Annotated in this window: 33 protein-coding genes; 15 read left to right on the top strand and 18 right to left on the bottom strand. The window is 33.7% G+C overall.

The window, feature by feature from the left end; translation table 11 throughout:
* Window positions 1-146: 146 nt before the first annotated feature.
* The 3 genes from AC3WSO_RS11115 to AC3WSO_RS11125 are packed head-to-tail and all read right to left on the bottom strand — an operon-like array spanning window position 147 to window position 3020.
* Window positions 147-950, bottom strand: coding sequence for an ABC transporter ATP-binding protein (locus tag AC3WSO_RS11115; protein ID WP_492530754.1), 804 nt, complete (start codon window positions 948-950; stop codon window positions 147-149).
* Between the two features lie 13 nt (window positions 951-963).
* Window positions 964-2019, bottom strand: a complete 1056-nt coding sequence (locus AC3WSO_RS11120; protein ID WP_492530756.1) for a FecCD family ABC transporter permease — start codon at window positions 2017-2019, stop codon at window positions 964-966.
* On the bottom strand, window positions 2019-3020 hold the full coding sequence (locus AC3WSO_RS11125) for a FecCD family ABC transporter permease (protein ID WP_492530757.1): 1002 nt from the start codon (window positions 3018-3020) through the stop codon (window positions 2019-2021). The genes AC3WSO_RS11120 and AC3WSO_RS11125 overlap by 1 nt, the downstream gene beginning before the upstream one ends.
* A gap of 171 nt (window positions 3021-3191) precedes the next feature.
* On the opposite strand from AC3WSO_RS11125, the gene AC3WSO_RS11130 reads away from it, so the two are divergent.
* Entirely contained in the window at window positions 3192-4172 is a 981-nt protein-coding gene (locus tag AC3WSO_RS11130) for an ABC transporter substrate-binding protein (protein ID WP_492530759.1), read from the top strand.
* 219 nt (window positions 4173-4391) lie between these two features.
* Entirely contained in the window at window positions 4392-4682 is a 291-nt protein-coding gene (locus tag AC3WSO_RS11135) for a DUF5316 domain-containing protein (protein WP_492530761.1), read from the top strand.
* Between the two features lie 227 nt (window positions 4683-4909).
* On the opposite strand, the gene yjcZ is transcribed toward AC3WSO_RS11135, so the two are convergent.
* The 5 genes from yjcZ to AC3WSO_RS11160 form a co-directional block, all read right to left on the bottom strand.
* Window positions 4910-5092, bottom strand: coding sequence for a sporulation protein YjcZ (gene yjcZ, locus AC3WSO_RS11140; protein ID WP_492530763.1), 183 nt, complete (start codon window positions 5090-5092; stop codon window positions 4910-4912).
* A gap of 680 nt (window positions 5093-5772) precedes the next feature.
* A complete protein-coding gene (locus tag AC3WSO_RS11145; protein ID WP_492530765.1) occupies window positions 5773-5979 on the bottom strand; it encodes a hypothetical protein in 207 nt (68 codons plus the stop codon).
* 73 nt (window positions 5980-6052) lie between these two features.
* Window positions 6053-6358, bottom strand: coding sequence for a DUF3784 domain-containing protein (locus tag AC3WSO_RS11150; protein ID WP_492530767.1), 306 nt, complete (start codon window positions 6356-6358; stop codon window positions 6053-6055).
* Window positions 6359-6747: 389 nt separating this feature from the next.
* Complete coding sequence (locus AC3WSO_RS11155) at window positions 6748-7023, bottom strand: hypothetical protein (RefSeq protein WP_492530769.1); 276 nt, start codon at window positions 7021-7023, stop codon at window positions 6748-6750.
* 63 nt (window positions 7024-7086) lie between these two features.
* Window positions 7087-7329, bottom strand: coding sequence for an NUDIX domain-containing protein (locus AC3WSO_RS11160; protein ID WP_492534326.1), 243 nt, complete (start codon window positions 7327-7329; stop codon window positions 7087-7089).
* A gap of 309 nt (window positions 7330-7638) precedes the next feature.
* Here AC3WSO_RS11160 and AC3WSO_RS11165 point away from each other — a divergent pair, with 309 nt between their 5' ends.
* From AC3WSO_RS11165 to AC3WSO_RS11190, 6 genes are all read left to right on the top strand, one after another.
* Window positions 7639-7983, top strand: a complete 345-nt coding sequence (locus tag AC3WSO_RS11165; protein WP_492530770.1) for a hypothetical protein — start codon at window positions 7639-7641, stop codon at window positions 7981-7983.
* Window positions 7984-8177: 194 nt separating this feature from the next.
* Complete coding sequence (locus AC3WSO_RS11170; RefSeq protein ID WP_492530772.1) at window positions 8178-8597, top strand: hypothetical protein; 420 nt, start codon at window positions 8178-8180, stop codon at window positions 8595-8597.
* 185 nt (window positions 8598-8782) lie between these two features.
* A complete protein-coding gene (locus AC3WSO_RS11175) occupies window positions 8783-9664 on the top strand; it encodes a DnaD domain protein (RefSeq protein ID WP_492530774.1) in 882 nt (293 codons plus the stop codon).
* A 213-nt stretch (window positions 9665-9877) separates the two neighbouring features.
* The gene (locus AC3WSO_RS11180) at window positions 9878-10438 is read left to right on the top strand and encodes a GNAT family N-acetyltransferase (RefSeq protein WP_492530776.1); all 561 of its coding nucleotides are present in this window, start codon (window positions 9878-9880) and stop codon (window positions 10436-10438) included.
* 105 nt (window positions 10439-10543) lie between these two features.
* Entirely contained in the window at window positions 10544-11263 is a 720-nt protein-coding gene (locus tag AC3WSO_RS11185; protein WP_492530777.1) for an MBL fold metallo-hydrolase, read from the top strand.
* Between the two features lie 76 nt (window positions 11264-11339).
* Window positions 11340-11768 carry a GNAT family N-acetyltransferase gene (locus AC3WSO_RS11190; RefSeq protein WP_492530779.1) on the top strand — a complete coding sequence of 143 codons (429 nt, stop codon included), beginning with the start codon at window positions 11340-11342 and terminating at the stop codon, window positions 11766-11768.
* Between the two features lie 674 nt (window positions 11769-12442).
* On the opposite strand, the gene AC3WSO_RS11195 is transcribed toward AC3WSO_RS11190, so the two are convergent.
* The gene (locus AC3WSO_RS11195; protein ID WP_492530781.1) at window positions 12443-13600 is read right to left on the bottom strand and encodes a Ger(x)C family spore germination protein; all 1158 of its coding nucleotides are present in this window, start codon (window positions 13598-13600) and stop codon (window positions 12443-12445) included.
* A 221-nt stretch (window positions 13601-13821) separates the two neighbouring features.
* Window positions 13822-14226: a VOC family protein gene (locus tag AC3WSO_RS11200; RefSeq protein ID WP_492530783.1), complete on the bottom strand. Its 405-nt coding sequence runs from the start codon at window positions 14224-14226 to the stop codon at window positions 13822-13824.
* Between the two features lie 150 nt (window positions 14227-14376).
* Here AC3WSO_RS11200 and AC3WSO_RS11205 point away from each other — a divergent pair, with 150 nt between their 5' ends.
* Both AC3WSO_RS11205 and AC3WSO_RS11210 read left to right on the top strand, forming a co-directional pair.
* Complete coding sequence (locus AC3WSO_RS11205; protein WP_492530785.1) at window positions 14377-14562, top strand: hypothetical protein; 186 nt, start codon at window positions 14377-14379, stop codon at window positions 14560-14562.
* A gap of 184 nt (window positions 14563-14746) precedes the next feature.
* Window positions 14747-15394, top strand: a complete 648-nt coding sequence (locus AC3WSO_RS11210; protein ID WP_492530787.1) for a pentapeptide repeat-containing protein — start codon at window positions 14747-14749, stop codon at window positions 15392-15394.
* Between the two features lie 479 nt (window positions 15395-15873).
* Here AC3WSO_RS11210 and AC3WSO_RS11215 read toward each other — a convergent pair whose 3' ends face one another.
* Window positions 15874-16632: an SDR family NAD(P)-dependent oxidoreductase gene (locus AC3WSO_RS11215; RefSeq protein ID WP_492530789.1), complete on the bottom strand. Its 759-nt coding sequence runs from the start codon at window positions 16630-16632 to the stop codon at window positions 15874-15876.
* Window positions 16633-16763: 131 nt separating this feature from the next.
* On the opposite strand from AC3WSO_RS11215, the gene AC3WSO_RS11220 reads away from it, so the two are divergent.
* Window positions 16764-17648, top strand: a complete 885-nt coding sequence (locus tag AC3WSO_RS11220; protein ID WP_492530791.1) for a LysR family transcriptional regulator — start codon at window positions 16764-16766, stop codon at window positions 17646-17648.
* A gap of 208 nt (window positions 17649-17856) precedes the next feature.
* On the opposite strand, the gene AC3WSO_RS11225 is transcribed toward AC3WSO_RS11220, so the two are convergent.
* Window positions 17857-18057, bottom strand: a complete 201-nt coding sequence (locus tag AC3WSO_RS11225) for a hypothetical protein (RefSeq protein ID WP_492530792.1) — start codon at window positions 18055-18057, stop codon at window positions 17857-17859.
* 186 nt (window positions 18058-18243) lie between these two features.
* On the opposite strand from AC3WSO_RS11225, the gene AC3WSO_RS11230 reads away from it, so the two are divergent.
* On the top strand, window positions 18244-18486 hold the full coding sequence (locus tag AC3WSO_RS11230) for a hypothetical protein (protein WP_492530794.1): 243 nt from the start codon (window positions 18244-18246) through the stop codon (window positions 18484-18486).
* A gap of 185 nt (window positions 18487-18671) precedes the next feature.
* On the opposite strand, the gene AC3WSO_RS11235 is transcribed toward AC3WSO_RS11230, so the two are convergent.
* From AC3WSO_RS11235 to AC3WSO_RS11250, 4 genes are all read right to left on the bottom strand, one after another.
* Window positions 18672-19115 (bottom strand): hypothetical protein, encoded by a 444-nt coding sequence (locus AC3WSO_RS11235; protein WP_492530796.1) that lies wholly within the window; start codon window positions 19113-19115, stop codon window positions 18672-18674.
* A complete protein-coding gene (locus AC3WSO_RS11240; RefSeq protein WP_492530798.1) occupies window positions 19112-19414 on the bottom strand; it encodes a PadR family transcriptional regulator in 303 nt (100 codons plus the stop codon). The genes AC3WSO_RS11235 and AC3WSO_RS11240 overlap by 4 nt, the downstream gene beginning before the upstream one ends.
* Before the next feature lie 227 nt (window positions 19415-19641).
* Window positions 19642-20088: a GNAT family N-acetyltransferase gene (locus tag AC3WSO_RS11245; protein WP_492530800.1), complete on the bottom strand. Its 447-nt coding sequence runs from the start codon at window positions 20086-20088 to the stop codon at window positions 19642-19644.
* Between the two features lie 803 nt (window positions 20089-20891).
* Window positions 20892-21509, bottom strand: a complete 618-nt coding sequence (locus AC3WSO_RS11250) for a hypothetical protein (protein ID WP_492530802.1) — start codon at window positions 21507-21509, stop codon at window positions 20892-20894.
* A gap of 909 nt (window positions 21510-22418) precedes the next feature.
* Here AC3WSO_RS11250 and AC3WSO_RS11255 point away from each other — a divergent pair.
* A complete protein-coding gene (locus AC3WSO_RS11255) occupies window positions 22419-23132 on the top strand; it encodes a DUF2278 family protein (RefSeq protein ID WP_492530804.1) in 714 nt (237 codons plus the stop codon).
* A 602-nt stretch (window positions 23133-23734) separates the two neighbouring features.
* Window positions 23735-24454: a peptidoglycan recognition protein family protein gene (locus AC3WSO_RS11260; protein ID WP_492530806.1), complete on the top strand. Its 720-nt coding sequence runs from the start codon at window positions 23735-23737 to the stop codon at window positions 24452-24454.
* Window positions 24455-24497: 43 nt separating this feature from the next.
* Here AC3WSO_RS11260 and AC3WSO_RS11265 read toward each other — a convergent pair whose 3' ends face one another.
* Window positions 24498-24755 (bottom strand): hypothetical protein, encoded by a 258-nt coding sequence (locus tag AC3WSO_RS11265; RefSeq protein WP_492530807.1) that lies wholly within the window; start codon window positions 24753-24755, stop codon window positions 24498-24500.
* A 442-nt stretch (window positions 24756-25197) separates the two neighbouring features.
* Here AC3WSO_RS11265 and AC3WSO_RS11270 point away from each other — a divergent pair, with 442 nt between their 5' ends.
* Complete coding sequence (locus tag AC3WSO_RS11270) at window positions 25198-25503, top strand: hypothetical protein (RefSeq protein WP_492530809.1); 306 nt, start codon at window positions 25198-25200, stop codon at window positions 25501-25503.
* A 95-nt stretch (window positions 25504-25598) separates the two neighbouring features.
* Here AC3WSO_RS11270 and AC3WSO_RS11275 read toward each other — a convergent pair whose 3' ends face one another.
* Window positions 25599-26588 (bottom strand): C45 family autoproteolytic acyltransferase/hydrolase, encoded by a 990-nt coding sequence (locus tag AC3WSO_RS11275; protein WP_492530810.1) that lies wholly within the window; start codon window positions 26586-26588, stop codon window positions 25599-25601.
* Between the last annotated feature and the right edge of the window lie 194 nt (window positions 26589-26782).

Consider the following 26782-nt stretch of genomic DNA (forward strand, 5'->3'; position numbering starts at 1 on the left):
GATAGGCTTATTCATTGAGAAGAAATAAATCGTCACTACTAGCCGTTCATGTATAGAATAAAAAAACACGTAACTCTTAGTATCTTGTACTAATGAGGGGGTTACGTGTTTTTAAATGTTAATGAAGCACTAGGAATGTCTCATTTTTATGAATAAGAGATTTTACGCCCTTTACCAAAAGGAATACATAATGGTGTGCCAAAAATAGGATCATTCGTCATTTGACAATCTAGATCAAAAACATGCTTTACCAACGTCGTCGTCATGATTTCTTCAGGTCTTCCTTGCTGGAATACGCCTTGGTCTCGAACCGTTATGATGTGGTCAGCATATCGACATGCTAAGTTAATATCGTGTAAAACCATAATAATTGTTCGTTTTTGCTGTTGATTTAATTCAAATAATAAATCTAAAATTTCTATTTGATGTGTTAAATCTAAGTAAGTAGTTGGTTCGTCTAAGAGGATAATATCTGTATCCTGTGCAAGTGTCATGGCAATCCAAGCACGTTGTCGTTGACCGCCTGAAAGCTCGTCCACCGGTTTATCCTGTAAATGATCTACACCTGTTGCTTTTAGAGCGTTTAACACTATTTCTTCATCTTTTTCTGTCCATTGCTTGCGCCAGATTTGATGTGGGTAACGACCTTGCTTAACAAGCTGTAGTACTGTTAATCCCTCTGGTGCAACTGGTGATTGCGGAAGAATAGAAAGTTTTTTAGCTACTTGTTTAGTCGATAATTTAAAGATATCTTGACCATCTAATAATACAGAGCCATTTTTAGGCTTTAATAATCGAGCAATGGAGCGTAACAGTGTAGATTTTCCGCAACCATTGGCGCCAATTAGCACAGTAATTTCATTCATTGGAATAGATAAATTCAGATTTTCAATGATATTGGAATCACCATAATTTAATGTAAGTGATTTAGTTTCTAAAGTTGTAGTCATGAATTTGACTCCTTTATTTTCTAGGGTTTCTAAATAATAAATAAATGAAATAAGGAGCACCAATAGCAGCCGTAAACACACCCGCTGGTACTTCTAAAGGACTAAATGCTGTTCGTCCGATAATGTCTGCAATCATTACAAGTAATGCGCCAATTGCAGCAGATGTAGGAATTAATACACCGAATGAAGGCCCTACAATGCGTCTCGCAATATGTGGTGCCATTAAGCCGACAAATCCTATCGCTCCTGCAAACGCAATAGCACTAGCGACTAGACTTGAGCTCAAAATTATTAGAAAGAGTCGTGCCTTTTGTACAGACTGTCCTAAACTAGCAGCCGTATCATCGCCCAATTCTTGGACATTTAACTGTCTAGTAATAAAAAATGTGATAAGTAGAAGGACTAGTATTAATGGAACTACAATTTGAACTTGATTCCAATCAGCACTTTTGACGCTCCCTGTAATCCACTTATTGGCTTCACTAGCTTGATAGATGGGACCAATAATCATTAACATCGTCGTAATGGCCTGCATAAATGCAGAGACTCCGATACCAATTAACACAAGACGGGTAGGTGTCACACCATCTTTCCAAGCAAATACGTAAACAATAAGTCCAACAATGGTTGCTCCGATAAAACCTGCGAGGGGTAACCATTCAATACTAACTGTTAAAGAATGATTGGAATCACTAAACATAGCTAAAAAACCAACGACCACCGCTCCGCCACCTGCAGAAATTCCTATAATATCAGGGGAGGCTAGTGGGTTTTTAATAATTCCTTGTAATATAGCGCCCGCCACTGCTAAAGCCATTCCAGCAAAAGCAGCAAGTAAAATTCTAGGCATTCTGAAATCAACAATAATTAATTGATCGAACTCAGAACCTTTGCCGAACAAAGTTTGGATCACCGTAAAAGGATTTATAAACGAATCACCAAATGAGGCACTAAAGAAAAAAACGGCTAATGTAATGATGCTAATAAACGTAAGTTTTTTAGAAGCTTTAACATCAAGTAAAAACGAGATTTTATTTTGTAGTAAACGTACTGTTTTTAACTGTTTCATTATTTTTTTCCACCTTTTCGCGCAAGGAAAATAAAGAATGGGGTACCAATCATCGCTGTCATTACGCCTACTGGTACTTCTTGAGGCATAATGATATAGCGGGCTCCCACATCGGCTATTAGTAAAAGAATACCACCTAATAGTGCAGCCATTGGAATGAGCCAACGATGATCTGTGCCAACAAACTTCCGCGCAAAATGGGGTACTACAATCCCGACAAACCCTATAGGACCAGCTATCGCAACTGAACCACCTGCTAATAAAATGACAATTATACCTACCATTAACTTCATTAAGCCTAAAGGTAATCCAAGGCCTCTCGCTACATCGTCCCCAAGAGCAAGTATATTCATTTTAGATGAGATTAATAGAGCACCAATCCATCCAATTACTAAATAAGGTAATACAGATAAAAGAATTTCAAGCTTTCTGCCTTGCACGGAACCAGCTAACCAAAACAATACTTGTTCGAGTGCTGCTTCGTTTGTTGCAAGTAATCCTTGCGTAAAAGAAGCAAATAATGCACTGATAGCGGCACCTGCTAACGTTATTTTGACTGGCGTTACCGCGTCTCGTCCAGCAGAGCTAATAGCATAAACAGATAGAGCGGCTATTGCAGCGCCTAAAAATGCAATCCATGCAAAGGCTTGTAAACTTGACACATGGAAGAAAATCATAGCAAAAACTACCGCAAAGCCAGCTCCTGCATTAATTCCTAATATTCCTGGTGATGCTAAAGGATTTTTCGTTAACGTCTGCATGAGCACGCCTGTAATAGCTAAGGAAGCACCCACACAAGCAGCGATTAGAGCCCTAGGAATACGGACATTTTGTATAATAATATGCTCGTTAGAATGATTAAACTGTGTAAAAGAGTCAATCGTAGTTTGAATGGACGTATTTGCATAGCCGTATACAATACTTATCCCCACACAAAGGAGTAGGAGAAGTGTTCCTACAATTAAAGCAATTGTTTTTGAAAAATTATCTTTTAAAATCATATAAAGTTGTACTCTTCTTTCAATAGTATGTGCTTACATATAAGTAAAAAAATTATTGACAATGATAGATTCTTACAATATGATTAATTTCGTTCTCGAGTAGATGAAATTGATTCTCATTATCGTTAAATCTGCTTAAACATTCTATCATATACATTGGGGGAAGAAAAGATGCAAAAAGCATTCCAAAAACTACTAGTTTTACTTGCTGTTGTCGCTGTATTTGTTTTAGCTGCATGTGGCAATAACAAGGAAAACACGAAAGAGGAAAGTTCAACTAAGAGTAATGCTTACAGTGTCGAACATGCAATGGGGACAACTGAAATTAAAAACACACCAAAACGAGTTGTCGTTTTAACAAACGAAGGGACAGAAGCACTTCTTGCTTTAGGTGTTAAACCAGTAGGGGCTGTACAAGCATTTTCAGGTAATCCTTGGTATGACCATTTAAAGGATCAGTTGGAAGGTGTAGAAGTTGTTGGGGTTGAGAGTGAAGTTAATATTGAAAAAATTGCTTCTTTAAAACCAGATTTAATCATTGGAAATAAAATAAGACAAGAGAAAGACTATGCAAAATTAAGCAAAATTGCTCCGACAGTCTTCGCAGAGACATTACGCGGTGATTGGCAAGACAACTTTAAACTTTATTCAAAAGCGGTAAATCAAGAAGCTAAAGGCGAAGAAGTTTTAAAAGAATATAATGATAAAGTTCAAACTGTAAAAGAAAAGCTTGGCGATAAAACGAATCAAGAGGTGTCATTCGTACGCTTTATGGCTGATAAATCTCGAATCTACTATACAGATTCATTCTCAGGCGTTATTTTTGATTCATTAGGATTTAAACGTGTACCAGAGCAAGCGGAACTATTTAAAGATAATGCAAAATTAGGAAAATTAGCTGTTGAGGTAGGAAAAGAAGTAATTCCTAAAATGGACGGAGATGTACTTTTCTACTTTACTTACATGCCAACAGGTGATGATACAGCATTAGCTACTGAAAAAGAATGGACAGAAGATCCACTTTGGAAAAACTTAAGTGCAGTACAAAAAGGGAATGTCCATAAAGTTGATGATGTAATTTGGAACACAGCTGGCGGCATCCTTGCAGCAGATATTATGCTTGACCAAATTGAAGAAATTTTCGTTAAATAACAACGATATACTGAATTAGAAAACGCTATACTTTCATCGACGATGATGATTGTATAGTGTTTTTCATTTATCAATTTATAGTGAAGTTACAGGCTCTACCCAAATTTGCAAGTCGCTTTATGTTCTCGAATAATACATAGATCCTAGTTCAATAAAAAATTCCCTTATAGAGAAACAAAAGAGGGTAACTATGCGTAAAATAAAGGTAGGGGGGATTGGGTGAAATATTTATCAATTGGTGTTTTCTTATCACTTTGTAGTGTTTTCATATCGAAGATTTTGTGGGGAATGGAAAAGATGTATGTAGTCCCAGGAACAGTTGGCTGTATTTTTATTGTAATTTCAATGGTTTTTTCAGGGTCCATGGCAAGTGGGGATCGAATGAGGGCAAACTTTGCTACCGAAACTACAGAACATCGAGACGAACGGCATAAAATTACGATAAATTCCTTATACATTGCTTTACCAAATATTATTGTTGCGGTTTTATTTTATTATTTAAATAAATGATTAAGATTTTTGTGTACCTTAAGTATATGAAGGTGAAATCAATAATAAAAGGTCACTCGGACAAAAGTGACCTTTTTGATTTAACTGTAGTATGTTAGGCTGGTAAGTTATCCTACTATTACTATTGATGTTATTTAGCAATAGAGAGTATGGAATGATTGAATGTAACAATGATAATTAGCATTAACTTATATTATTAAAAATCTGAATAGTAGTAAAAGACTTCATTAATAACTCATGAATGTTGCTCCGACAATAATTAAAAGAATAAAGAGGACAACAATTAGGGCGAATGCTGAGCCGCCGCCGTAACCGCCGCCACCACCGCAGCCGTAACCGCCGTAACCACCGCCGCCATATCCTCCGTAACAGCCACAGTTACCATAATTTCCACCTTGGTAGTATCCCATAAAATATCCCTCCCTTCTACAATCTATAATATGTTCATGTGTAGAAAGGAGGGGAGGTATTCATCTAGATTTTACTCAATTTCGTTTTAAAAATAGGAAAATTTATTATGAGGAATTACTCCAGAAAAAGGAACACCAACGTTAAAGGTTTCTCGGTTTTTTGAGGTTTTTTAGAAAGTAGAGCACGTTACTTATGACATTTTGAGAAAAAATCATTTTTATAGAATAATAAAATTGAAACCATTACAAATTTCAACCGTATATAATAAGGAAGATTTTCGGAGGTGAATGTACTATGCCATTTATCGGATGGGCCATACTAACTTTTTCAATTGTATGTTACTTACCTTTTTTTATTTGGCTTTCTGCTAGTTATCTTAGAAATGGGGATCAATCAAAAAGAAAAAATAACTATTGGTTATTCTTGATGTTAGCTGGATTATTAAATTCATTGAATTTATTTTTGTTTAAGATGAAAGATACATATTTCTTGGCAGTAATAGTCATTATCATTTTATTATCCAGCTTTTACATGTTCTTCATCGTTAGGCAAGATAAAAGAAAAGCGATGGAATGACGAGCAAAAAGTTGGAAAAATTTGTGCTACAGTACACAAAAAAGTATCCCCTTGAATGTAGACTAATTCAAGGGGATATTTAAAAAATCTAGAAAGTTCTTCGCTATCTAGAGGATTCGATTTTACCTCTGCTTTTTAAAATTGCTTCTGTTCTAATACCCGCGTTGAAAACGGACACTATCATAATAAAGAAAAATAGAATTTGAATGAACCTATCTGCTGTCCAATAGCCCAAATAATTCATAAATACAAGGATGACAAATAAAATAGCAGTAACAATGGGGGAACAAAGGCGTAATTTACGAAACATTTCATATACTCCTTTTTATGTTAATAAACTATATTCTAAGGTTAACATAAAAAGAGCCTAAGAAAGACTCTTTTTAGAGTGGTTTATTCATTATTTGTTTCAGGATCAAAGTTGCTACTGTGCCTAAACATATACAAACGGCATAAATAATACCGCTAATGATACCAAAAAAATCTAAACCAAAAGGTAAAAGAAAAGTAGCAATACCTACTATGTATGAGAATAACCCAAATAGCTTAGCTAGTTTATCTTTATCCCCAAAAAAACTTTCTTCTTGGTAACCCGCAATAAGCCACAGTTTCTTTTTTATATGGGTAAGATAACCCATGAAAACAAAGATTAAAGCAAGAACTATACATATAATATATCCAGCAATCATTTTCGCACCTCACTTATTTTAGGACTAATAAATATACGAATAAAACAAAAATGGGTTTTCCAAATTATTACTGAAGGTAAGCTGTTTCGAAGGTATTTCATCATAATAAACTGTGATGACTCTCACTAAATTTGAAAATGCTTATATATTTATCAGTATAAGAATAAAAATTATTAGGGGAATTAAAATAACAATGAAAGAGAAGTAAAAAAGGGTCACTCGAACCAAAGTGACCCTAAACCACAAACTAGGAGGGCAAAGCTAAGTTAGCTTTACACTACTATTAATATGATTTGGTTGCTATGTTTGTATAGTGAAATGCCTCTGAATTAGATTAAAAAATCAAGTCTATAGATGATGTTTAAAAATTGTGTTTTCATCACTTTTTTCTACAGGATTTCCTTATTAATTTTAAGGCGATACAAGTAATAAGTATAGCAGGTAAAATAAAGAGCTATAAGACTGAAAAAAGAAATCTCGTTCATATAACCAAACATCGCTAGTGCTAGAAGACTGAAACCGAATAAATTAATCATCAAATCAAATGCTTTTGATTTGGCGTTTTGACTTAATTCAATATTTCTTTCATCCTTTTCCTCAATAAGCTGTTCTTTTGTTTTATTCTTTTCATCTACCAATTTAGTGAAGCCCATACCTAATAGCATGACTCCGCAAAATCCAATTCCTACTGGTACTAAGTCCATTCGAATAAAAGGTATGGTTAAAATTTATGAACCAACAACTCCTAAGTTGATACATGCAATAATAGGACCCTTTACATAGCCTTCTTCAAATGCCTCTTTATGAAATGCTTCTTCTGGTGTCTCTCCATTTTCTATATGACCGCCAAGAAAGTTAAATCCTCGCCCGTCTACATGAACTAACAAAACATGCCCATTATAAAAACAAACTCCATGTACACTTGTTACTTTGCTGTAATCGTGAATATTTTTATTTGCTAACCACGTCAGTTTAAGATAATGTCCTTCTCCAGTCCACGTAGGTTTGGTTGTTCATATGTTGCCTCCTTTTTATTTATGGAATCATTATATTTCCATTTTAGTTAATAAAAATATATATGTATAATCTTTTAATATAGAAAAATTCAAGTTTTAAGGGGCCAATCTGGAAATAAAGCACAAAAGCCGGCGAGTGATGCTGGGGGTTCATCAACTAAACAAAATACAAAAAGAGTCACATTTAACTAGGTGTGGCTTTTTCTTATGCATCTAATAGCTATAAAAAGAAACAAATGCCAGATTATTAAGGTGTAGCGATATTTGACATCAACTATACGCAATGAAAGGGGTGGTACTATGCAAATTACAGATGGTAAATGGATTTTTGATTCTGAAGTGATCGATGAAGTTGCGAACAAAATACTACGAGATGAGCAGGAGCGAGAGATGGTGAATGCTTTTGCTCGCTATGCCTACCTTCGATACAAGCAGATTCGAGATAGTGTCAATCCTCGTAAATGTAAATATATGAGGATTGATCAAGTGCTTGAACAATTAAAATCACCAGCGAAGCTACGAATAGTGAGCAGTCGATTTTCTATTTCAGAAGAAGAAGTTGTTTATATCGTAAATTTTGTGAAAAAGTATTTGAAGTATGTTAAATAAATCAAAGTCTCCCGGTCATAACAATGAACCCGGGAGATTTTATTTGTTTGTTGTTTCTCTTGAACGACAGGTAGATATCTCGAATTTGAACATGCGCAGCCTTTTAGGTTTGTTAAAAAGGTCGAATGGATATCATTTCTCATCTTTCCACACTATATAGTATGATAAAGTGTAGAATTAAGGAGCGTGAGAATATGAGATTCATTAAATTCCTTCTGGTTATTGTCATTGTCCTCGGTGCTATTGGCTATGGGGTTTATCATTATGGTGTGAAGTTTGCATCCGAAAAAGTCGCTGATACAATTTCTTCAGAATTAGAGGAAAGTGGTCAAATGGATGAAATTAAAAATACGATTGAAAGCGACCCTCAATTAAAATCTTTTATGGAAGAGGCTAAAACTGCTGATAGTAGCAAGTTACCGTTTACAACAAAAGAAGAGGCGACAAAAGTAATTATTCAAAAAGTTGGCATTTCGGAGCTTAATAATATAAGAACAAAAGTACAAAATGGTTCAATGACGAAAGAACAGATCATTCAAGAGATGGAAGGTAAATTAACAGACGAAGAAATTTTAGCACTAAAAGTAATCGTCTATAAAGAATTATATAAATAAAACGTTTACAGACTATAAAAAAAGTAAAGATACAGGACATGCCATTGTAGCGTGTCCTATTTTTTTTGCTTTCTAAAGTGATTTTAATGAAAATATTTGTCCCTTATTTTGTGAAACAACTGTATATAAATGAGAGAGGAATCTCATTTTTTATTTATCCCAAAGAATTTACAAGGAGGGGTATCATGGCTATATTTAGGGTTCACAAAAAGGAGAATTTTGTTGTGTTAGACAAAGGATTTTTGAATGACATTCGTTTAAGCTGGAAAGCAAAGGGGTTGCTTGCTTATATGTTGTCATTGCCAGATGATTGGTCATTTAGTATTTCTAATTTAGCTACTAAGAGCAAATGCAGTCGTGAATCCACGGCTAACATTATAAAGGAGTTAACGAAAGCGGGCTATATTCATAAGATGCAGGTCAGAACAAACCACGGGAAATTCGGGAAATTGGAGCTGTTCGTGTTCGAAACACCAAGAGCTGAACCGTATAGTAAAAAGCCGAAAACGGTTAATCCGTCACCGGAAAAACCGCCACTACTAAGTAATAATAAATCATTCAATAATAATGTACTAAATAAAAATAATGATGATGATAGAAAGGGTCATTCCACAGGTGAAAACCTTCAAAAAACACAAACGGCATTACAGTTTTATGAGCAAAATAGCTTTGGTTCTCTTGTCGCTCATGTCACTAACAAAATCAATTTTTGGATTGATCATCTGTCAGAAGACCTTGTTATACATGCTATGAAGTTAGCAGTAGAAAACAATGTGTTTCGTTGGAATTACGTAGAAAAGATTCTTCAAGATTGGAGTAATAAGAAGGTGACATCCATTGAGGAAGTAGAAGCGTACAATCTGCAATTTGTCGCTCAAAAACAACAACGACAAAAGCATACTAATCGATCTACTCATCAAAAATATAAAGAGATTGTCCCTGAATGGTTCCATCAACGTCATCAAAAAGAAAGTGAGAAAGAAGTAGGACAAGCTATTGACTTTGAAGCTGAGCGTCAAAAAATTTTGGAAACATTTAAGAACATAACAGGAGAGCAAGGTAAATAATATATTAACTAGGTTCTATAAGTTGACAATTTTTTCAACTAACTACCATGCCCCAAAATTTAAGGTAGTGAAATAATGATCTATACTTTTTAGTAACGAAGGACCTTACTCAAAATCGTATTGAGCAGGTCCTCTAATATATCAATGAATACCTTATATTGCTTAATATGGTACTATAAAATAGGAGTTTACTAGACGTAAAGGAGCATACTTATGAACGCACATTTCAACTTTACGGATTTCCCCGTATTAGCAACAGAACGTTTTATATTACGAAAGGCACAGGAAAGTGATTGTTTTGATCTTTTGGAGCTTTATTCAGATGAAAATGTTGTGAAATACATTCCATTGGAACCTTTTAATTCAGTGGAGGACTCAAAAAATGAAATGAATTGGTATGAAAAAATTTACGAAGATCAGAGTGGTTTACGATGGCTTATAGAAGAACCTACAACTAAAAAAGTAATCGGAACATGTGGTTTTTTAAATTATGAAAAGGCTCATAACCGTATAGAGATTGGTTATGATTTAATTCCTTCTTACTGGGGAAAGGGCATAATGAAGGAGACATTAAGTAGTATCATCCATTTTGCTTTTGCTAAGATGAACATGAATAAAATAGAAGCAAAAGTCGATCCTGAAAATAAATCATCCGTTAAATTATTGGAAAAATTAAATTTTTATCAAGAAGGTATATTAAGAGAGCATGAATTTGAAAAAGGAAAGTATGTAGATTTAATTAATTTTTCTATTTTGAAAAGGGACTATTTGTAATTTATAGTTCTGTTGATCTAAATTTTACAGTATAGCCTCAAGTATGGACTTCTTACATGAGGTTAAAATTTAGCTTTAATTTTATGGAGATGAGGTGCTCACATTATGTTGAAATTTATCGGCTCTGGAAGTGCGTTTAATACGAAATTAGGTAATAATTCAGCTTATTATAAAGCGGGGAATCAGATGTTGCTGATTGATTGTGGTAGCAATATTTTTCACCGCATAAAGGAAAATAATTTACTGGAAGGTATTGAACACATTCATGTATTGATCACTCATACACATGCAGATCATGTTGGAAGCCTTGCTGATTTTATATTTTATAGCTATTATTGCCATGGCGAAATGGCAAAACCGAATGTTTCTGTTTATGCCGTTCATGATGTGAAAATTGAAGAATTGTTGACCATGAATGGTATTAGCCCAGAAGTTCATTGTTTAACAAAAAAATTTCAATCAGATACACAGTACTCACTGAATTTTTGTAACGTACTATTCGAAAGATCTAGTCATGTGAAAGAGATCCCTTCTTATTCCATTGAATTAAGTATAGATGACAAACTTATCTATTATACGGGAGATACAAATAGCCTAAAAGCATCTTTACGAACTCCACATGAATCGAGTAAGGTTTACGATTGTGTTTACGTCGATACTTGTAAAGCTGATTATGAAGGGAATGTGCACTTATCATTACGAAAACTTTGCGAGCTAGTTCGTCCTGATTTACGTCCAATATTTTGGTGTATGCATTTAGATGAGGGCTTTGACCGTCAAGAAGCTGAAATGTTAGGGTTCAATGTTGTAAAGAACGAGTTTTAAGAAACAAGGGAGGAGCCGATTTATTGAAATTGATTTATTAGTAAATAAGCCACAGCATATAGAAGATGTTGCTGAAATGGTCTACAAGGAATTTGTTGTACCAACTAGCAGTAAAAAGACATATGTAGAAGTTGTCGAATTTTTCAAGAGAACATATGTAAATGAATTTCCAATTACTTTTATAGCAAAGGTAGATGGTCAATGTGTAGGAACAGTATCTGTATTTGAAAATGATTGGAACGAAAGACCTCGATTCAAACCTTGGTTAGCATCTTTATTTGTTGAACCTTCATATCGAAGTCAAAAAATAGGTTTTTATTTAATCAAAGCTTTGCTAGAACATATGAAAAAAATAGGGTATACAAAAGTGTTTTTAAAAACAGAAAATGCTGCAGTTTATTATGAAAATAGAGGCTGGGAGCGTATTGAAACAGTTTTAGATATGAACAAGGCGACCATATCGATATTTTTAAATACACTATTGAATGATGAGTACAATTATTAATAAGTTATTCTTCAAATTAAACAACTTTATTATGATCATGTTCGCCTTCAAGAAAGCAACCCATAGAAGAAGTCGATGTTTTTTATGTGTGCTGAAAATGGTTTTTCATCACATCTGATGAAAAATTGGATTGATTTCAGAAAGGGGGAGAGAAGAATGGGATTTTTTATTCTAATGATGGGATTAATCATTTTAGGGGTGGTCATCAACATCTTGAAAAAGGAATCGCCGAATTATGATCGATCAGCAAAAAGTCATTCCAATCATTCGGGTACCCATGTTGATTATAGTTCAACAAGTACATTTGTCTCCGCAGAAAATTCAAATACACACAATTGCTCTGACAGTGCTTCTAGTTTTAATGATACGTCTAGTTGTAGTGATAGTGGTTCATCGTCGTCAGACTAAGGTGTTGTAACAATGGTGCTTCCACATCAGCATTCTGCATAATAATTTAAGGCATGCATACTTTTTTTCGTCAATTAATTTGCTTTACAACACAAAAAGCTGTAGCGTATGACAACGCTACAGCACAGAATTGGTCTTGCCCTAATAATGGCCTAGCCATCAACAGCATTATAACACAACGTACGATAAATCAAAGTTCTAATGAGAATTTATTTCATTGAATTGAATACAACGTTGGATAGTTGACACAATTGTGTTTAAAAAAGCTATTCTTTTATTGTTTCATCAAAACTTTTTCGTCCAGGATTCACTTTATTTACGGTTACATTTAATTTACTTATTGTATTTTTTGTTAATGGTATCTTGCCATCCTTGTGTATTTTTTTCCACATTTTCACGTCTTTTCGGTATAACTGCTCGGATAAGCGGTAAACATCAACATCTATGTTTAAGCTCTCTTCATATGTTTTTGTAATATCTGTTTTAACAGCCTTAATTATACCTTTTCTTATTTCGTCGGTGTTTATTTTTCCTTTGAAACCATTAATGATCGCATTAAATTTTATATCAACTTCAAATGTTACTTCATTGTTTTTTACAATTGGTTTTATATCTGTACTTAATTTTTCTAAATCGACTGTTAAGTATTCTTTTTCTTTATTGTCTAATTTAAAGGTTACTTCTCCACGAGTTTTTTTATGAAACATCCATTGAATCCCTCTTGCATCCCCGTTATCTAGATAGCCTTTAAATCCATCTTTTGACATTACTCCGACACCTGTTAATTCAGTTTCTTTAGTTGGTTTTTCGGTAGTCTCCCAATTTTTGCTAATTGAGACAATTGGTATATTCACCTCATGACTCGGTTCATTTAACGCGATGACTAAGTTTCGTAAATCAACGGGCTCTACATATGTTTCAATCTCTTTTGTATGCAATGGGTTGCTTAGTTTTGAAGCTGTTAGTGATTTATTTAATAACGGTGTGATTAAAAAAATATCTTTAATAGGTTCTTTTGTAATATAAGTTAATATTTGATATCTTGTTTCTCGATGACGTAAAAAACTGTCAATAATAGCAATGCCTTTCTCACTTTTTAATGCATCTTCTGAGAAAAGAAGGTAAGTCAAATGTCCCCAAAATATTTCTTGGTCAATGGAGCGATATAATTTAAAAAAGGCTTCTTCCATTGTTTTTCCTTTAGCGAACCCAATCTCTGATTGTGGTCCTTGAGGACTAGGTGCTTCAGATTTAGCTACATTAGCAAAATTGATGATTTGCATATATATTTCATATTGACCATCTTTAAAATCGACCCCAATACCGTCAACATAGTACATTCTTTGTGGTTCAGAGACATCCCAGCATCCTGAAAGCATTAGTACTGCAGTTAAACTGACGAGTAACGTAATTTTTTTTTTCATTTTTTAATCCCTACTTTTAGAAATTCCTGTGTAATTTTGAGGACTTAAGAAGTTATGTTTATAGTTTGGACAAAAAATAAGAGGATTATAAGCAGTGAAAAACTTAGGATAGCTACAATTAACCATTTAAATAAAAGTCCAGGACTCATTTATATAATGAGTCCTGGACGTGTGTGGAAAATATTTTATCGTGCAATAACGTAAAAAAGTAAAGCGGTAGGTTAAATTCCTTTATTATCGCGAATTTCTATAATAGTTCCTTCAGGTGCTTTTAATTTACAAAGCTGACCATTTTCAACTTTATAAATAATGTCACCATTTTTACGAATAAAATGAACGTTCATTTCTTTTAAGCGTTCTACTTCTTGAAGAAGATTATCAACCCATAAACAAAAATGTACAATACCTTGCGCATTTGAATTACATGCTTCAAGTTCTTCATCAAATTTCCCAGTTTGAAGTTCTATATAAAAGGTTCCAAGCTTTAACCATGTATTAAAATGTCTATTGTGGAAATTCGGCGACTCCTGTACTAGTTCAAAACCTACTACATCTGTATAAAAATTTAAAGATTCTGCATATGTATTCGTTTGGATGCAAATGTGATGCACATATTTTTCAACCATAAAGTATTTCTCCTTTTATTTAAGCTGCACTATCAATGTTTCATTGCTAAATGATACCAAAATTGCTTATTACTGAAGAAATAGCGTAACATTTAGCTTTCATTCGCACAAGTATAATTCGCGACAAGATGGATAATTTATATATCGGAGGTGATAATTTTGACAAACAAAAAGCGCAAAACAAGTGAAGAAGAACAAGTAGAATTTGGAGCAGATTTAAGCCCTGACGATTTAGATGTGCGTGAAGAAAATGAACTAACTAAAGAGCAAATGAACAATGCAAATTATGAAAAACAGCAAAACGTAAACACTTCCCAAAAACGTAATAAAAAATAAAGAAGACGAATATAATTTTCTACCACAATCTTTTGGTTGTGGTAATTTTGTATTGACTCAAATACATAGCAGGGAAAAACTTATTTGTTAAGAAACAAAACTCCTTTATAATTTAATACAATAGTAAAGACTTGGAGAGGTGATAAAATAAGAAACATAATAAAAGTAAGAAAGGACAAATAGTATGACGACTAAATTTAAAATTGAACGACCGCTTATTCCAAATGATTTGCCTCAAGGAACCTTCGAAGACGTTTTTTATGATGAAGAACCTTATCTATCACATCAAATGATTACGAATACAAGTAGAGAGAATGATAGTATTGAACGTTTAATTGTATTTAAAGTTCTGTTTCAAAAAGTATCTCTGATTCACTCGAATTTCAATAAAATTGATATGACGGATGTAATCTTTGAAAACTGTGACTTGTCTAACTCAACATTTAACGAAGGAATTATCCATCGAGTTACGTTTAAAAACTGCAAATTGTTAGGTGTTGATTTTTCAGAGGCCCATTTAGGAAACGTTTCTTTTGAAGGGTGTATCATGAATTTATGTAACTTTGGCCTAGCAAGATTTAAACAAATTTGTTTCGACCAGTCATCTTTACGTAGTACCAGCTTTTACGACTGCCAATTTAAAAAAGTGAAATTTGAACATTGTAATATTGATGAAGTTGATTTTAGCGATACGCCGCTAAATAATGTGGATATTAGCACGTGTAAATTTGAACGATTAAATGTAACGATAAAAAATTTAAGTGGCTGTGTAATTTCCACTGAACAAGCAATTGGCTTTGCTGAATTGCTAGGTTTAAAGGTTAAGCGATAATATCAAGCCTGGTCTTTAAAAATATTTTTGGCTCCTTATATTACAAAAAGCGGGTCAAGTTTGAACGAAATTATGAGAAATACAAGTTACAGTTATAATGTAAAAGAAATATATAATAAAACGGAAATTAGATTTACTGAATGATTTTGATGAAATAAAATATTTACAAATGAAAGAAGTAGAAAAAAGACTATTACCATTAATGCTTGATGAAGTGGGGGAATATAGTAAGGCTTTCAACAACGTCTGTAAATTACTAGCGTTTTTGACATCCGTTTACCTTGATACGAACTATTTTATAAATTAGAGGCTGGTACATAAATATGTTTTCACGGAAAAATTAAAAATTTCCACATCAGAAAAGCGCGAGAAATCAACGTTTCTAAAATTGATTTCTCACGCTTTTTAGGTTTTGACTAGTTATTTCCCAGCCTCATCTCAAATATTCCGACTTTAGAATGTAAATTGAAAATTTGGCTTTAGTGAGCAACTTGTCCGCCATCAGCTGCGTAAACATAGCCGTTACAGAAGCTTGCAGCGTCTGAAGAAAGGAATACTACTACTTCAGCAATTTCTTCTGGTTTTGCAGCTCTACCCATCGGAACGTTAGATACAACTTCGCTCCAAACTTCAGGATTATCTTTCCACATTTGAGTCATCGGCGTTTCTGTTAAACCTGGTGCCACAGCGTTAACTCGGATTCCATCTTGAGCGTGGTCAATGGCAGCTGCTTTTGTTAAACCAGTTACTGCGTGTTTTGCTGTTACGTATGGTGCCATATTTGGATCGGCAATGATACCAGCTACTGAAGCTGTGTTTACAATTGTACCACCCCCATTGGCAATCATATATTCAAGTTCATGTTTCACGGCAAAGAATACACCTTTAACGTCAACTGCCATTACTTTATCAAATGTGTCTACTTCAATATCAACGAATTTTGTTGGGTTATTTAAGACACCTGCATTGTTGAATGCATGATGTAATCCACCAAATTTTTCTACTGTCTTTTCAACAAGTGATTTTAATTGCTCTGGGCTCGTTACATCCGTTTTAAAGAAAACTGCTTCTCCGCCTGCTTGTTGTACTAGTTCTACAGTTTCTAGTGCACGGTCATCAACATCACCAATAGCAACTTTCGCGCCACGACGTGCAAAAGCTAGTGCTGTAGCACGACCAATACCTGTTGCTGCTCCAGTAATTAAGACAACTCGACCTTCAAAATCATTACCATTCATACTATTACCTCCCCCATATTTGTAAGTGTCCTTTACATGTGTAGTATAGCTTTCCATAAAAAGTGTATTCAATATTTTTGAATGAATGAGCTTATTCCTTTATAGTAATAAGGATAAGAAGGTGAGTAATAATGCAATTAACTCAATTAGAATATTTTATAGTAGTAGCGCGCTTGGAACATATGTCGCAAGCTGCTTTAGAATTAGAGGTTTCACAATCTTCATTAAGTAAAACGATAGCTCGTTTAGAGGATGATATAGGAGTACCACTTTTTGATCGAAAAGGGAAATCTATTCGTTTGAATGAATATGGACGAATATTTTATGAAAAGGCGGAAAAGGCTTTAAATGATATACAAGAAGCGAAAACGGAAATTCAAGAACTGGCTAATATTAGAGAAGATAGTGTAGCGATTAATGTAATGAATTCAAAACTATTGCCAAAATTATTTTATGATTTTTATAAAAAGCGCCCGAATGTTAAAATACGACAGTATTTATTACCAGATAAATTAGCACTTCAAAAATTAATTTGTGGTGAAATTGACTTAATGATTGTCATCAATCCTATAAAAGATAACAGAATACAGTGGGTTCCGTTATTTACAGAAGAAGTCTTTTTAGTAGTTCCTAGAAATCATCCGTTAGCTGCTAAAGAATGTGTTTCATTAATAGAGACAAAGGATGAAATGTTTATTTTGTCAGAAACAAGGCAAAATTTCCGTGCAACTGAAAATCAATTATTTGAAAGAGCAGGATTTACGCCAAATATTGCTTTTGAAGGTGAGGATTTATCGATTATTTTACAATTGGTGAACGAAGGAAAGGGCATCTCTTTTATTTTCAAATATTCATTTTTAGATCAGTATTTGGACAATGTAAAGATATTAAAAATTTCAAACCCTGATTGCTTTCAAACCGTAGGGATTGCATGGAATAAAAAGAGAAAAGGTTCATTCGTCGTAAGCAGTTTTCGTGACTTTGCTATTTCATTTTTGAAGGATAGTACAGTATAAGGCGAAGAAATCTTACTACAATTTGCTTTGGAATACTTTTTCGAGGGGAATCATAAATGCTTACAGAAGGCAGGCGTTCATGTTTTAAGTAAGAATCACTGCTGTTAATTCCGAAATAACATAGAGTTCTACATTAACGATTATTTCGCGCGATGGTATATGAAGCGGAGCACATGAAAGGGTCACTATCAAGTGACCCTGAACAAAACTATATGGAACTAGTGAACTTATGGGGTTTTTCAGCTTTAATTGAGGCTACTTCGCCGCATTTTTGACACAGAGTAAAAATAAGTGCAGAACCACTAGAAAAAAATTTGTCGACTGGTCTTAAAGCAGCATAGCCATCAAGTTTACCTTCAGAAAATGAATCATTACCACAAGCTTTACAAATCAATTTGTTGTTGTCCATAGTACCACCTCAGTATGTAATATGTGTAAATTATAACATAAAAAAGGATGATGTTTTATAGACAGGCAGCTAGGAAAAAATGCGGAACAGAATAATTTCTTATTCAATTATCTTTGGCGGTAATAGGATTTTGTGAAACTTATTTAAACTCAAGCCGTAGTATTAATAAAGAAAGGAGGGGGCAACTTGAAAAAATATCTATTATTTACATTTCTTTTTGCGGTAGCATTTTTAGTATTGCAAGTATTATCAGGGATGCTATTAACAATGTTTTATACGCCCAGCAACCAATGGGTAGATGCTTCGGCTTTACCATCGCAAGTGATGTTTGGAAATACTAGTTCAATTGCGCCAATTGTTATATCTTTAATAGCTTTGGTCATTGCTTTTGGTAGTGTTAAGCTAATGAAAAATAAGGCTGTTCATTAATCAAAAGGAAAGGGTCCCGCTTTTAAATTGTAACTCTAATTATTTACAAAGGACGCTGAAATGGGGAAGGTTAATTCAATACTGTGGCGATTTTTACATTAGAAAAATTAGAAGCGTATTCGGAATGGTTGAATACGCTTTATTAATTGACATTGGGTTTATACTAAAGGGCTTTCTTACGATGCTTAATTAGCTAGTACCAAAAATGTTATTATGCTCAATCCATATATGCCCATAAATCCAAGACTCATTTTCGATAATTTAGTGCTATTTGAAAAAGCTTTTTGCAAGCCTTCTTTAAAAAGATGTACAATGAAAATGGATACTGCTAAGAGAAAAGATACTATCGCAATGATCAATGTGATTTGTTCGATTATAATTACCTCCTGTGATGATCTGTATTGTAGAATAATAAATATATTAATCAAACCGACAAGCAATAAAACATTGCTCATTCGAATACCAAAAACTTCTCGTTCATTTATTTCGATTTTCCACGCATCAACTATACCTCTTAGTAAATCGATCGTCATAAAGAATGTCCAATCTTTTTGTTCTAATAGATCAAGTATTTCATCGCCATATCGTTTTCTCCAACTTTTTGGATACAGATAAATTAATGATTTCATATAAGGCCAAGCCTTTTTGCGCCAAGTGTAGTTATTGCTTGGATTTCTTTAATTTGGTTGCTTAAATATTCTCGACCTGCATCTGTTAGCCTATAAGGTTTTTTGCGATCATCTGATTCAAGCACTTGAATATAACCTGCTTTTTCTAAACGTGCAATTGCTCCATATAAAGTTCCAGCACCTAGCCTAATACTATAATTTGTTTCAATATCCTCCATAATCGCATAGCCATGACAATCTTTTTCTGCAAGACTAATCAAAATAAACAATGAAGGCTCTGAAAATCTATCCTTTTTCATACAATTCCTCCTTTTAAAAGTTTATTACGTTTGACGATATAACATATAACGTAATATTAACTTATATTTACAATTAATGCAAATATAAGTTATAGATGGATTTAATTTGGAGGTATATGCGTTGTTTAGTTTGTAATTTCAATAGGGGATTTAAAGTGATTAAACAATTGCAAACGGCTTGAGCCCATTAAACTTAGGACTCAAGCCGCGAAATACATTTTATTTTTTCAAAACACTTTTACTTTCATGAGAGGAAGATGACGGTTAGGAAACACAGTAGATGGGATTGAGCCTATTTTCTTTGCGCCCATTTTTAAATAAAAACCTTCTGCATTAGGTTCACTATCAAGCGTAAACTCGCTTAATCCTAACTCTTTTGCTTTAATTAGTAAATGGTCCCATATCATTTTCCCGAATCCTTTACCAATATAATCAGGGTCTATGAATAATGTATCTAATTTCATTTCATTAATAATTAAGCTATAAAATGCAATGATCTTGTTGTCATTCTCCATGACGAAAACTGGATTTTCTTCTATGTACTCTTTTGTTACTGTTAAATCCTCTTTACATTGTTGCAGAAAATCTTCTGTATATCCCCAGTAGGCTTTTGATTTATAAGCTAAATTGCTTAATAAATAACAATCTTGAACTTTTGCACTCCTAATTATCACGATAATTCCTCCGATAAATCCTTTATATTTAATACTTTTTTGAATCTAAACATACATCATGTGAGAAAGATAATGTACAGTAAACTATTTGCTTAGATGGATTCAGCTTTTTAAAACTTCCCGATTGTAATTCAATTAATTTGCAATGTAAAGAAAAAGAAGTAGACTATTTTCTTTATTTTCTCTAGAAGGTTTTGCATAGGCACGCAAATAAATAAAAGTTAATATCCAAAAATGCAACTTAAAAAATATGGATTCCACTTTCGTGATGATTTATTCCACCATCATTAAGTAAAACCCTGTAAAAAATCTAAAATAATAGTAGTTAAAACATCGAAGAATTTTCAGTAAATTTAGTTTAATTATAACAAATGAAGAGGGAGTTTAGGGGTGTTAATTTTGCGGGGCATGAAATTACTTACTACCGCAGTAATGAAAAAATGGATTTATTCACTAGGGCGATACATTGTTAAAAGCTTAGCTATTGATTTATTAACGGATCACCTTGCTATTTCATTTCATACTTTTTACTATCCCATGCCCAATTTGCAAAAGCATAGATGATTACAAACAATAAGGAAAAGGAAAAATTTTCAAGTATAGCCCAATTTCCATTTCTAAGATATTCCCAAATCGTCATAAATAAAAACATAATTAAAAAACAAAAGATATATATGTACTTTCTTATAAACGGCATTTTAATCACCTCATATGTAAATAGTAACATAAAAAACACATAGCGTTTTTCCAGAATGGCCACTCATTGAAGAGTGACCTTCTTTGTGATATCCCTAATACTCGTATTAAATTTTGTTCCAGATGACCATAAATTGTGCTGCTTCTGATTCGAGCGCAATTAGATGATCTTCAGTAGAGGGTTCTTCTGAAATTAATCGTCCTTTTTGGACGTTTAAAATTGCCGGTTTTATATCAGGTGAATGCTCAATGGTGAAGTCAGATTGATTTAATAATGTCAAAGATGAACGGCATTTATTTTTATCGATTCGTTCGTCCTTCCCTTTGAAATATAACTTGATTAAGTGTGGAACACCATCGATCTTTAATCCAAGTTCTGGTGATGAGCGAACAGTTAAATATTCGCTATACCAATTGGATTTGCCTGGTTCAAACCATTCAATCTCTTTATTTTTAATAAATTTTAAATGTGCTTTCACTGCTTCTAAGTAATTTTTTTGTTTCGTTTGAGAAGCCTTTTCAGCAAGATCAAGCAAGTAATCGTTACTAAATTTTTTCTCGTGAAATTTTCGGATTCCATCCCGTAAAGGTTTCCAGTAATCGAAAGCAGGATTGTATTCATCTTGGTATTTTATTTGTCTAACCATTGAGGTTTTACCAGTAACGCCTTTGAAAGTAAAATCTGTAAATTGTGTAAGACCGATAGATACTTTTTTTGAAGACATTCATAACAGCTCCTTTTACAAATTAAACGTCAAACCACTGTATTCACAACAATTCAAAGCCATTTATTAAATGATGAAAGCCTAAAATGTGCATCTGTTTTATATCTCTAGACTGAAAAAAAGTGTGTAGCTACATGCTATATCGCTAAATACCGAACACGTAGCGGCTAAGATGGTATGGAATGGAGATTTTATATGGTGGATTTCATGAAAATAATTGATCATAGAAGATTATAGTAGCGATTGAATGGGTATATGACAGGATTCGTAGTTTAAGAAGCATGTTAGTTAGCAAGTTGATGACATGGAAGAGGATAGGGTCACTAATGGCCTACAACAGTAAAAGGTGATGGAATGAGTGAATGTTAATGATTGGTATAAGTGATGGATCCAGAGGATGGCGGAGAGTGTAGGTTAATCATTATAAAATGGGAGTTCCAATAATATTTCATGTAGTCAAAAAAAAGCTGCTTAACAGTTACCTGTTAAACAGCACATGGATATTGTAAATGTAAAACAAAAAACAGGAAAAATCAACAATTTTTTTAGCATATATTTTGTTCTTGTTAAGTGATTTGCAAAGCTAAACTGGAAATGAATATTCTCACCAGTAAAAATATCAGTCATTGCCTCAACAATGCATACCAGACAATAATCTCACGAACAATGAAACTTCAACAAGGTGGCGGTGTGGACGTCGAAATTTGGTGAGAATAAATGATTGAAGTTCCATTTTTAGGAATGCTAGAATAGGGGATATAGATTGAATAAAACAAATGAATTAGTAACGAAACCATAAAAATGTCTGAAGAGACTAGGTTCTTCTATATAGTCACTATCTTTTATTTTGACAAAATACTAAGTGAGCTAAGAATGGAAAAAATCTATTAAATTGGAGGTTATAGTTCTATGCCCTTATTCAAGTATGGAGTGTTAAAAGGTAAAGTTGTTGACGTGAGACCTGTGGATTCATTTGACAAAACCCCTCATTACCAAGTGCATGTTCGGGCAACAAAGAAGGATAAAAGCGTGGAGAATTATAGGATTGCAATCAATGTCGCCTCAAAAGTAAAGCCATCAGAAGTCTTGTATTTTGTGAGTGAAGATTTTAACTCGAGTCAAATAACCATTATCCCTAATTTCGAAGAAGGATTTACAGAGGTTACTAGTGAAAATTATGAAATTGCATTAGATTATATTCGAGGTGGCTTATTTGATCCGTCAAAAATGATTCCTCTCCCTGCAACAGAAAATGGGCCAGATAATGACTTAAATGAAAAAGTGAATAAGTATATGCAAGAGGCTATTACTAAAAAAGCTACTGTTTACGCTTACGGTGAAAAGTTTAAAAATGAAGATAAAGTAGATAAATATTTCGGCTTTTCTCCAGGCAGAGGCATTCATGATATTCATATGAATCAAGGAAATAGTAGAGATTTTAGAAAAGACGACGGGATATGGCAAGATGGTGGTGTCCTCATTCATTTTGAGGAGGAAAACAGATGGGTTGGTATATTCCTTGCTTTCCAATCTCAGTCTTGGTGTACAGATGACCATGGACATGCTACGAAGCCAGTGAGTGTATGTAACCATACCAATAGAAAATCAGCGATAGAAATTTAATGCGAAGAACACTATAGATAGCCCGGAACCTCAATTAAATTTTGAGCCTGGGCTTTTTATATTTGCACATGCTTAGATTAATAAGTATGTTTTTAATAGTATTTGACAAAGAGCAAATGGAAAGGGACTATTCCTTTCTATACGTTACGCCAAATGCTCATACATTTTTTATACCATACGAAAAGAAGTAAACGCGGCATAAGCTAGCGTTATTTTTTATGCCCTCCATAGATAATTGTGGAGGTATTTTATATTTCAAATAATAAAATGAAGTATGAGTTATGTGAATGATTGAATGGTTACAACGTTTTTTAGAATCGGGTAGTTCAAAGTTAATAGATATATTTTAGCGATAATTTTTAAATGTCAGTATAATGGATTAAAAAGATAAAGTTTTTTCTGAATATTTCGTAAAATGTTGTTAGTTGTATTTGTTTATACAATTCCTGTAGGAGTTCTGTTGCTAGAACCGCTAGGGATTAGCGCATTTTATCTATTGTTTATTGGATTCTAAATCATTATAAATTGACTAATGATGATAAGTGAATATCCATTTATTGATTTTTTCAAAGGCATAATCCAACGAGAGGAGAAATGAGAAAATGACTTATATTATAGAAAAACGCTTAATGTCCGGATTGCCGAACTTAGCTTTAACTGCAGTTAAATATGTTATTGCTCATGAATCTGGCAATCCGAATAATAATGGACCGAATGCTTTGGAAAATGAAATAGCTTTTATGAATAAAAATAAAGCAAATGCTTTTACTTCTCACTGGGTAGGCGGTGGTGGACGGATCGTGCAAGTCGCACCAGTTAATCGTGTGCAATATGGCTGTGGTCCTAAAGGTAATCCGCTTAGCTATGCACAAGTAGAGTTGGCTCGATCAAATGACAAGGAACAATTTAAAAAGGATTACGCTGCTTATATTTGGTTACTAAGAGAACTTGCGAAAGAGGCAGGTTTACCTATTGTACTTGATAGTAGTGGCAATGGTATTAAGTCGCATCGTTGGGTCACAGATACTTTAGGCGGTACAACGCACAGAGATCCATTTCCGTATTTACAAACTATGGGAATCACAGATGAACAATTCAAACTAGATATTAAAAATGGTTTGGATCAACAACAAACAGATAAGGATGATGACATAATGCGATTTACAAGTGTAACTACAAAAGCAGCAGTTCGTGATTATATTAAAGAATCTGTAGATAAAAATCTAATTAATATGTCGTGGTTAGATAAATTTGACCAAGGAACTTTGACAGGTGGCGATTTTGAAGGACTAAAAATCCTCATTAAACAGCGTGGTGGCTAACAGCAATGCCCAGGTACTCAATTAATTTTGAGCCTGGGCTCTTTTAAAAAAGGAAATAGACATAATCGTCTATTTCCTGTTCCATAGCTTTTAATTTTGCTTTATGTTTAGCTTTTGGAATCGAGTGAAACTGCTCGTATCGACACATTCTACAGGAGCAATGAATTTTACCTTTGCTCAATCTGCCGCGTTCAGGCATGTCTTCACTTTCTCTTAACATAACGTCTTTTAAAATGGTCCATTTCTTTCGAATAATTCGCGCTCTCTGATGGCGATTATAAGCTTTTGAACGATTTTTCATAAATATCAGCTCCCTTGAGAAACCCAAGCTTGCATGGAGGTCAAGGGATGTAACGGCACTCCCTACAAGCTTGGCGGGTAGCTGATATTTTGGTTTAATTGATTCATAGGTTCATTCCTTTTTAAGAAAAAGCCGCAGCGTCTTAACACGCTACAGCTTCGAATTAGTTATGCCCTTTGATGGTGTTCACGACATCATTATATCACAATGCAGGAGGGAAACCTATGTTGAAAGGGCAAAAAAAGGTAACGAAAGAAAATTTATTGCAGTGGACCTCTCTATTTACTTCCGTTTTAAGGAAATAACCTGTTTGGGGCAATAAAAATAACACTTGCTTATGCTACGTTTACTATGAAATTAAATACTTTGTAGATGGTCAAAAACTTGTTAAAGGTAATTCTCTCCTTTTGTCGAATTGAGTAGATGAAAGGAGAGGATTCCTATGCAAGAAGTAAAAAGCAGTCAAGAAACCATCATTGCAGAAATTAGAGCGTACCAAGAATTTATTGATAAATGGGAACAAGAATTATTGAAGGTACAAGCTGATTTGGATAAAGGCAAAGAAAGAGTTTTGCTATTAAATGAATTAAAACAACGTGTTACACCTGGCTCAAAAACTGAAATCGTAAAGGCAAATATTGATATGGCTGTGGATGAAGTAGTAGAGCTTACTAAAAAAGAGTCTCACTTAAGTGGGAATATTAAAACTTACCAAGAGTTTATAAATGAATTAAATAAAATGCTTTAATATTAGGCCCTCTACAGATAATTGTGGAGGGCTTTTATTATGCAAAAGGAGTTTACAATATGGAAGTCATGAATTCATTGTAGTGATGGTCTTAATTAGACATCTTTTAAAACAGCATCTATTAATCGTCGATCTGATTTATATTTTGCTCTGTTTGGTTGACCTTCTGCTCTATGTATATCTAATGTATTTAGGTTAGCTATAACAGAGAAAAGAGTACCAAATTGTTGTTCTTTTAGATTTAAACAAACATGACCTTTAGTTTCCGACATAACTGATTGGGCAATGGTTAGGTCCATATTATTTACGTTCTGTTTAAGACGGGTATCTAATGTTTCAAAGCGTTCTTTTGATTTGCTCCAATTCCAACTTTCAGTTAATGATGTACTTTCGTGATGATTTGTACAATGAATGTAATTATTAGTAGGAAGGCGTACTTGATAACTATTAGGAGTAACTTCTACAACAGCCATATTCCCTTGAGGATCTGCTAACAAATAATTATTTGCCACAGAACTTGGGAATCTTTTCAACACGTCTATTCCTTCATCTACCGTACAACAATTTTCTAAAATATATTTAACTGCAAAATAAAAATTCAGTCCTGGTTTAATTCCATCATGAGGAACGGATGAAATCCCTACAAATAATCCGTGTTCGTTTATACCATCAACCTTTCCAATAAAGCAATCGGATTGCCCAAGGTATTTATTTTTATTATCAAAACAAACGAGTGAGGACTCTGTAGTATTTTTAAGATTAAAGAGCATATCATAATTTCGACCAATAAACATTTCTTTTCCGTTAAAGGCGGAGAAAATACTACATTGACCTGCCAATTCAAATACGCCAATACTTAAGAGAAATGAGCTTACCTCTTGAAAAGTAGAATGACAACCTTCAGCAAATCCTTGTATTTCCTTCACAATATGGGGATCAAAATCTGTAAGAATTTGTTTGCACGACTCTCCAAATATTAATTTCTCTCCCGTTACTTGCGGAAACCTAAAACCATTTTTATAAAGAATTTCAGCATAATGCTTTCCTGCCTCATAAGAATTTCCTTTTAATCTAGGATGATACATCGTAATTCCCTCCATTTATTTAAGTATGTAAAAAGAATAAACTCTCCAGTAGGGGGAGAGTGTACCCTGTTTATAGTTTTTAGATAACTCTATACACAAGAGCCCAGGCGCTCAATTTAGATAGTACCTGGTCTTTTGGTGATAGGTTTAGGAGTTATAAGATTTCAATTTTTAAAGATTTGTCCGTGATTATT

Source organism: Lysinibacillus sp. EB106-09-02-XG168 (genome assembly GCF_058791475.1).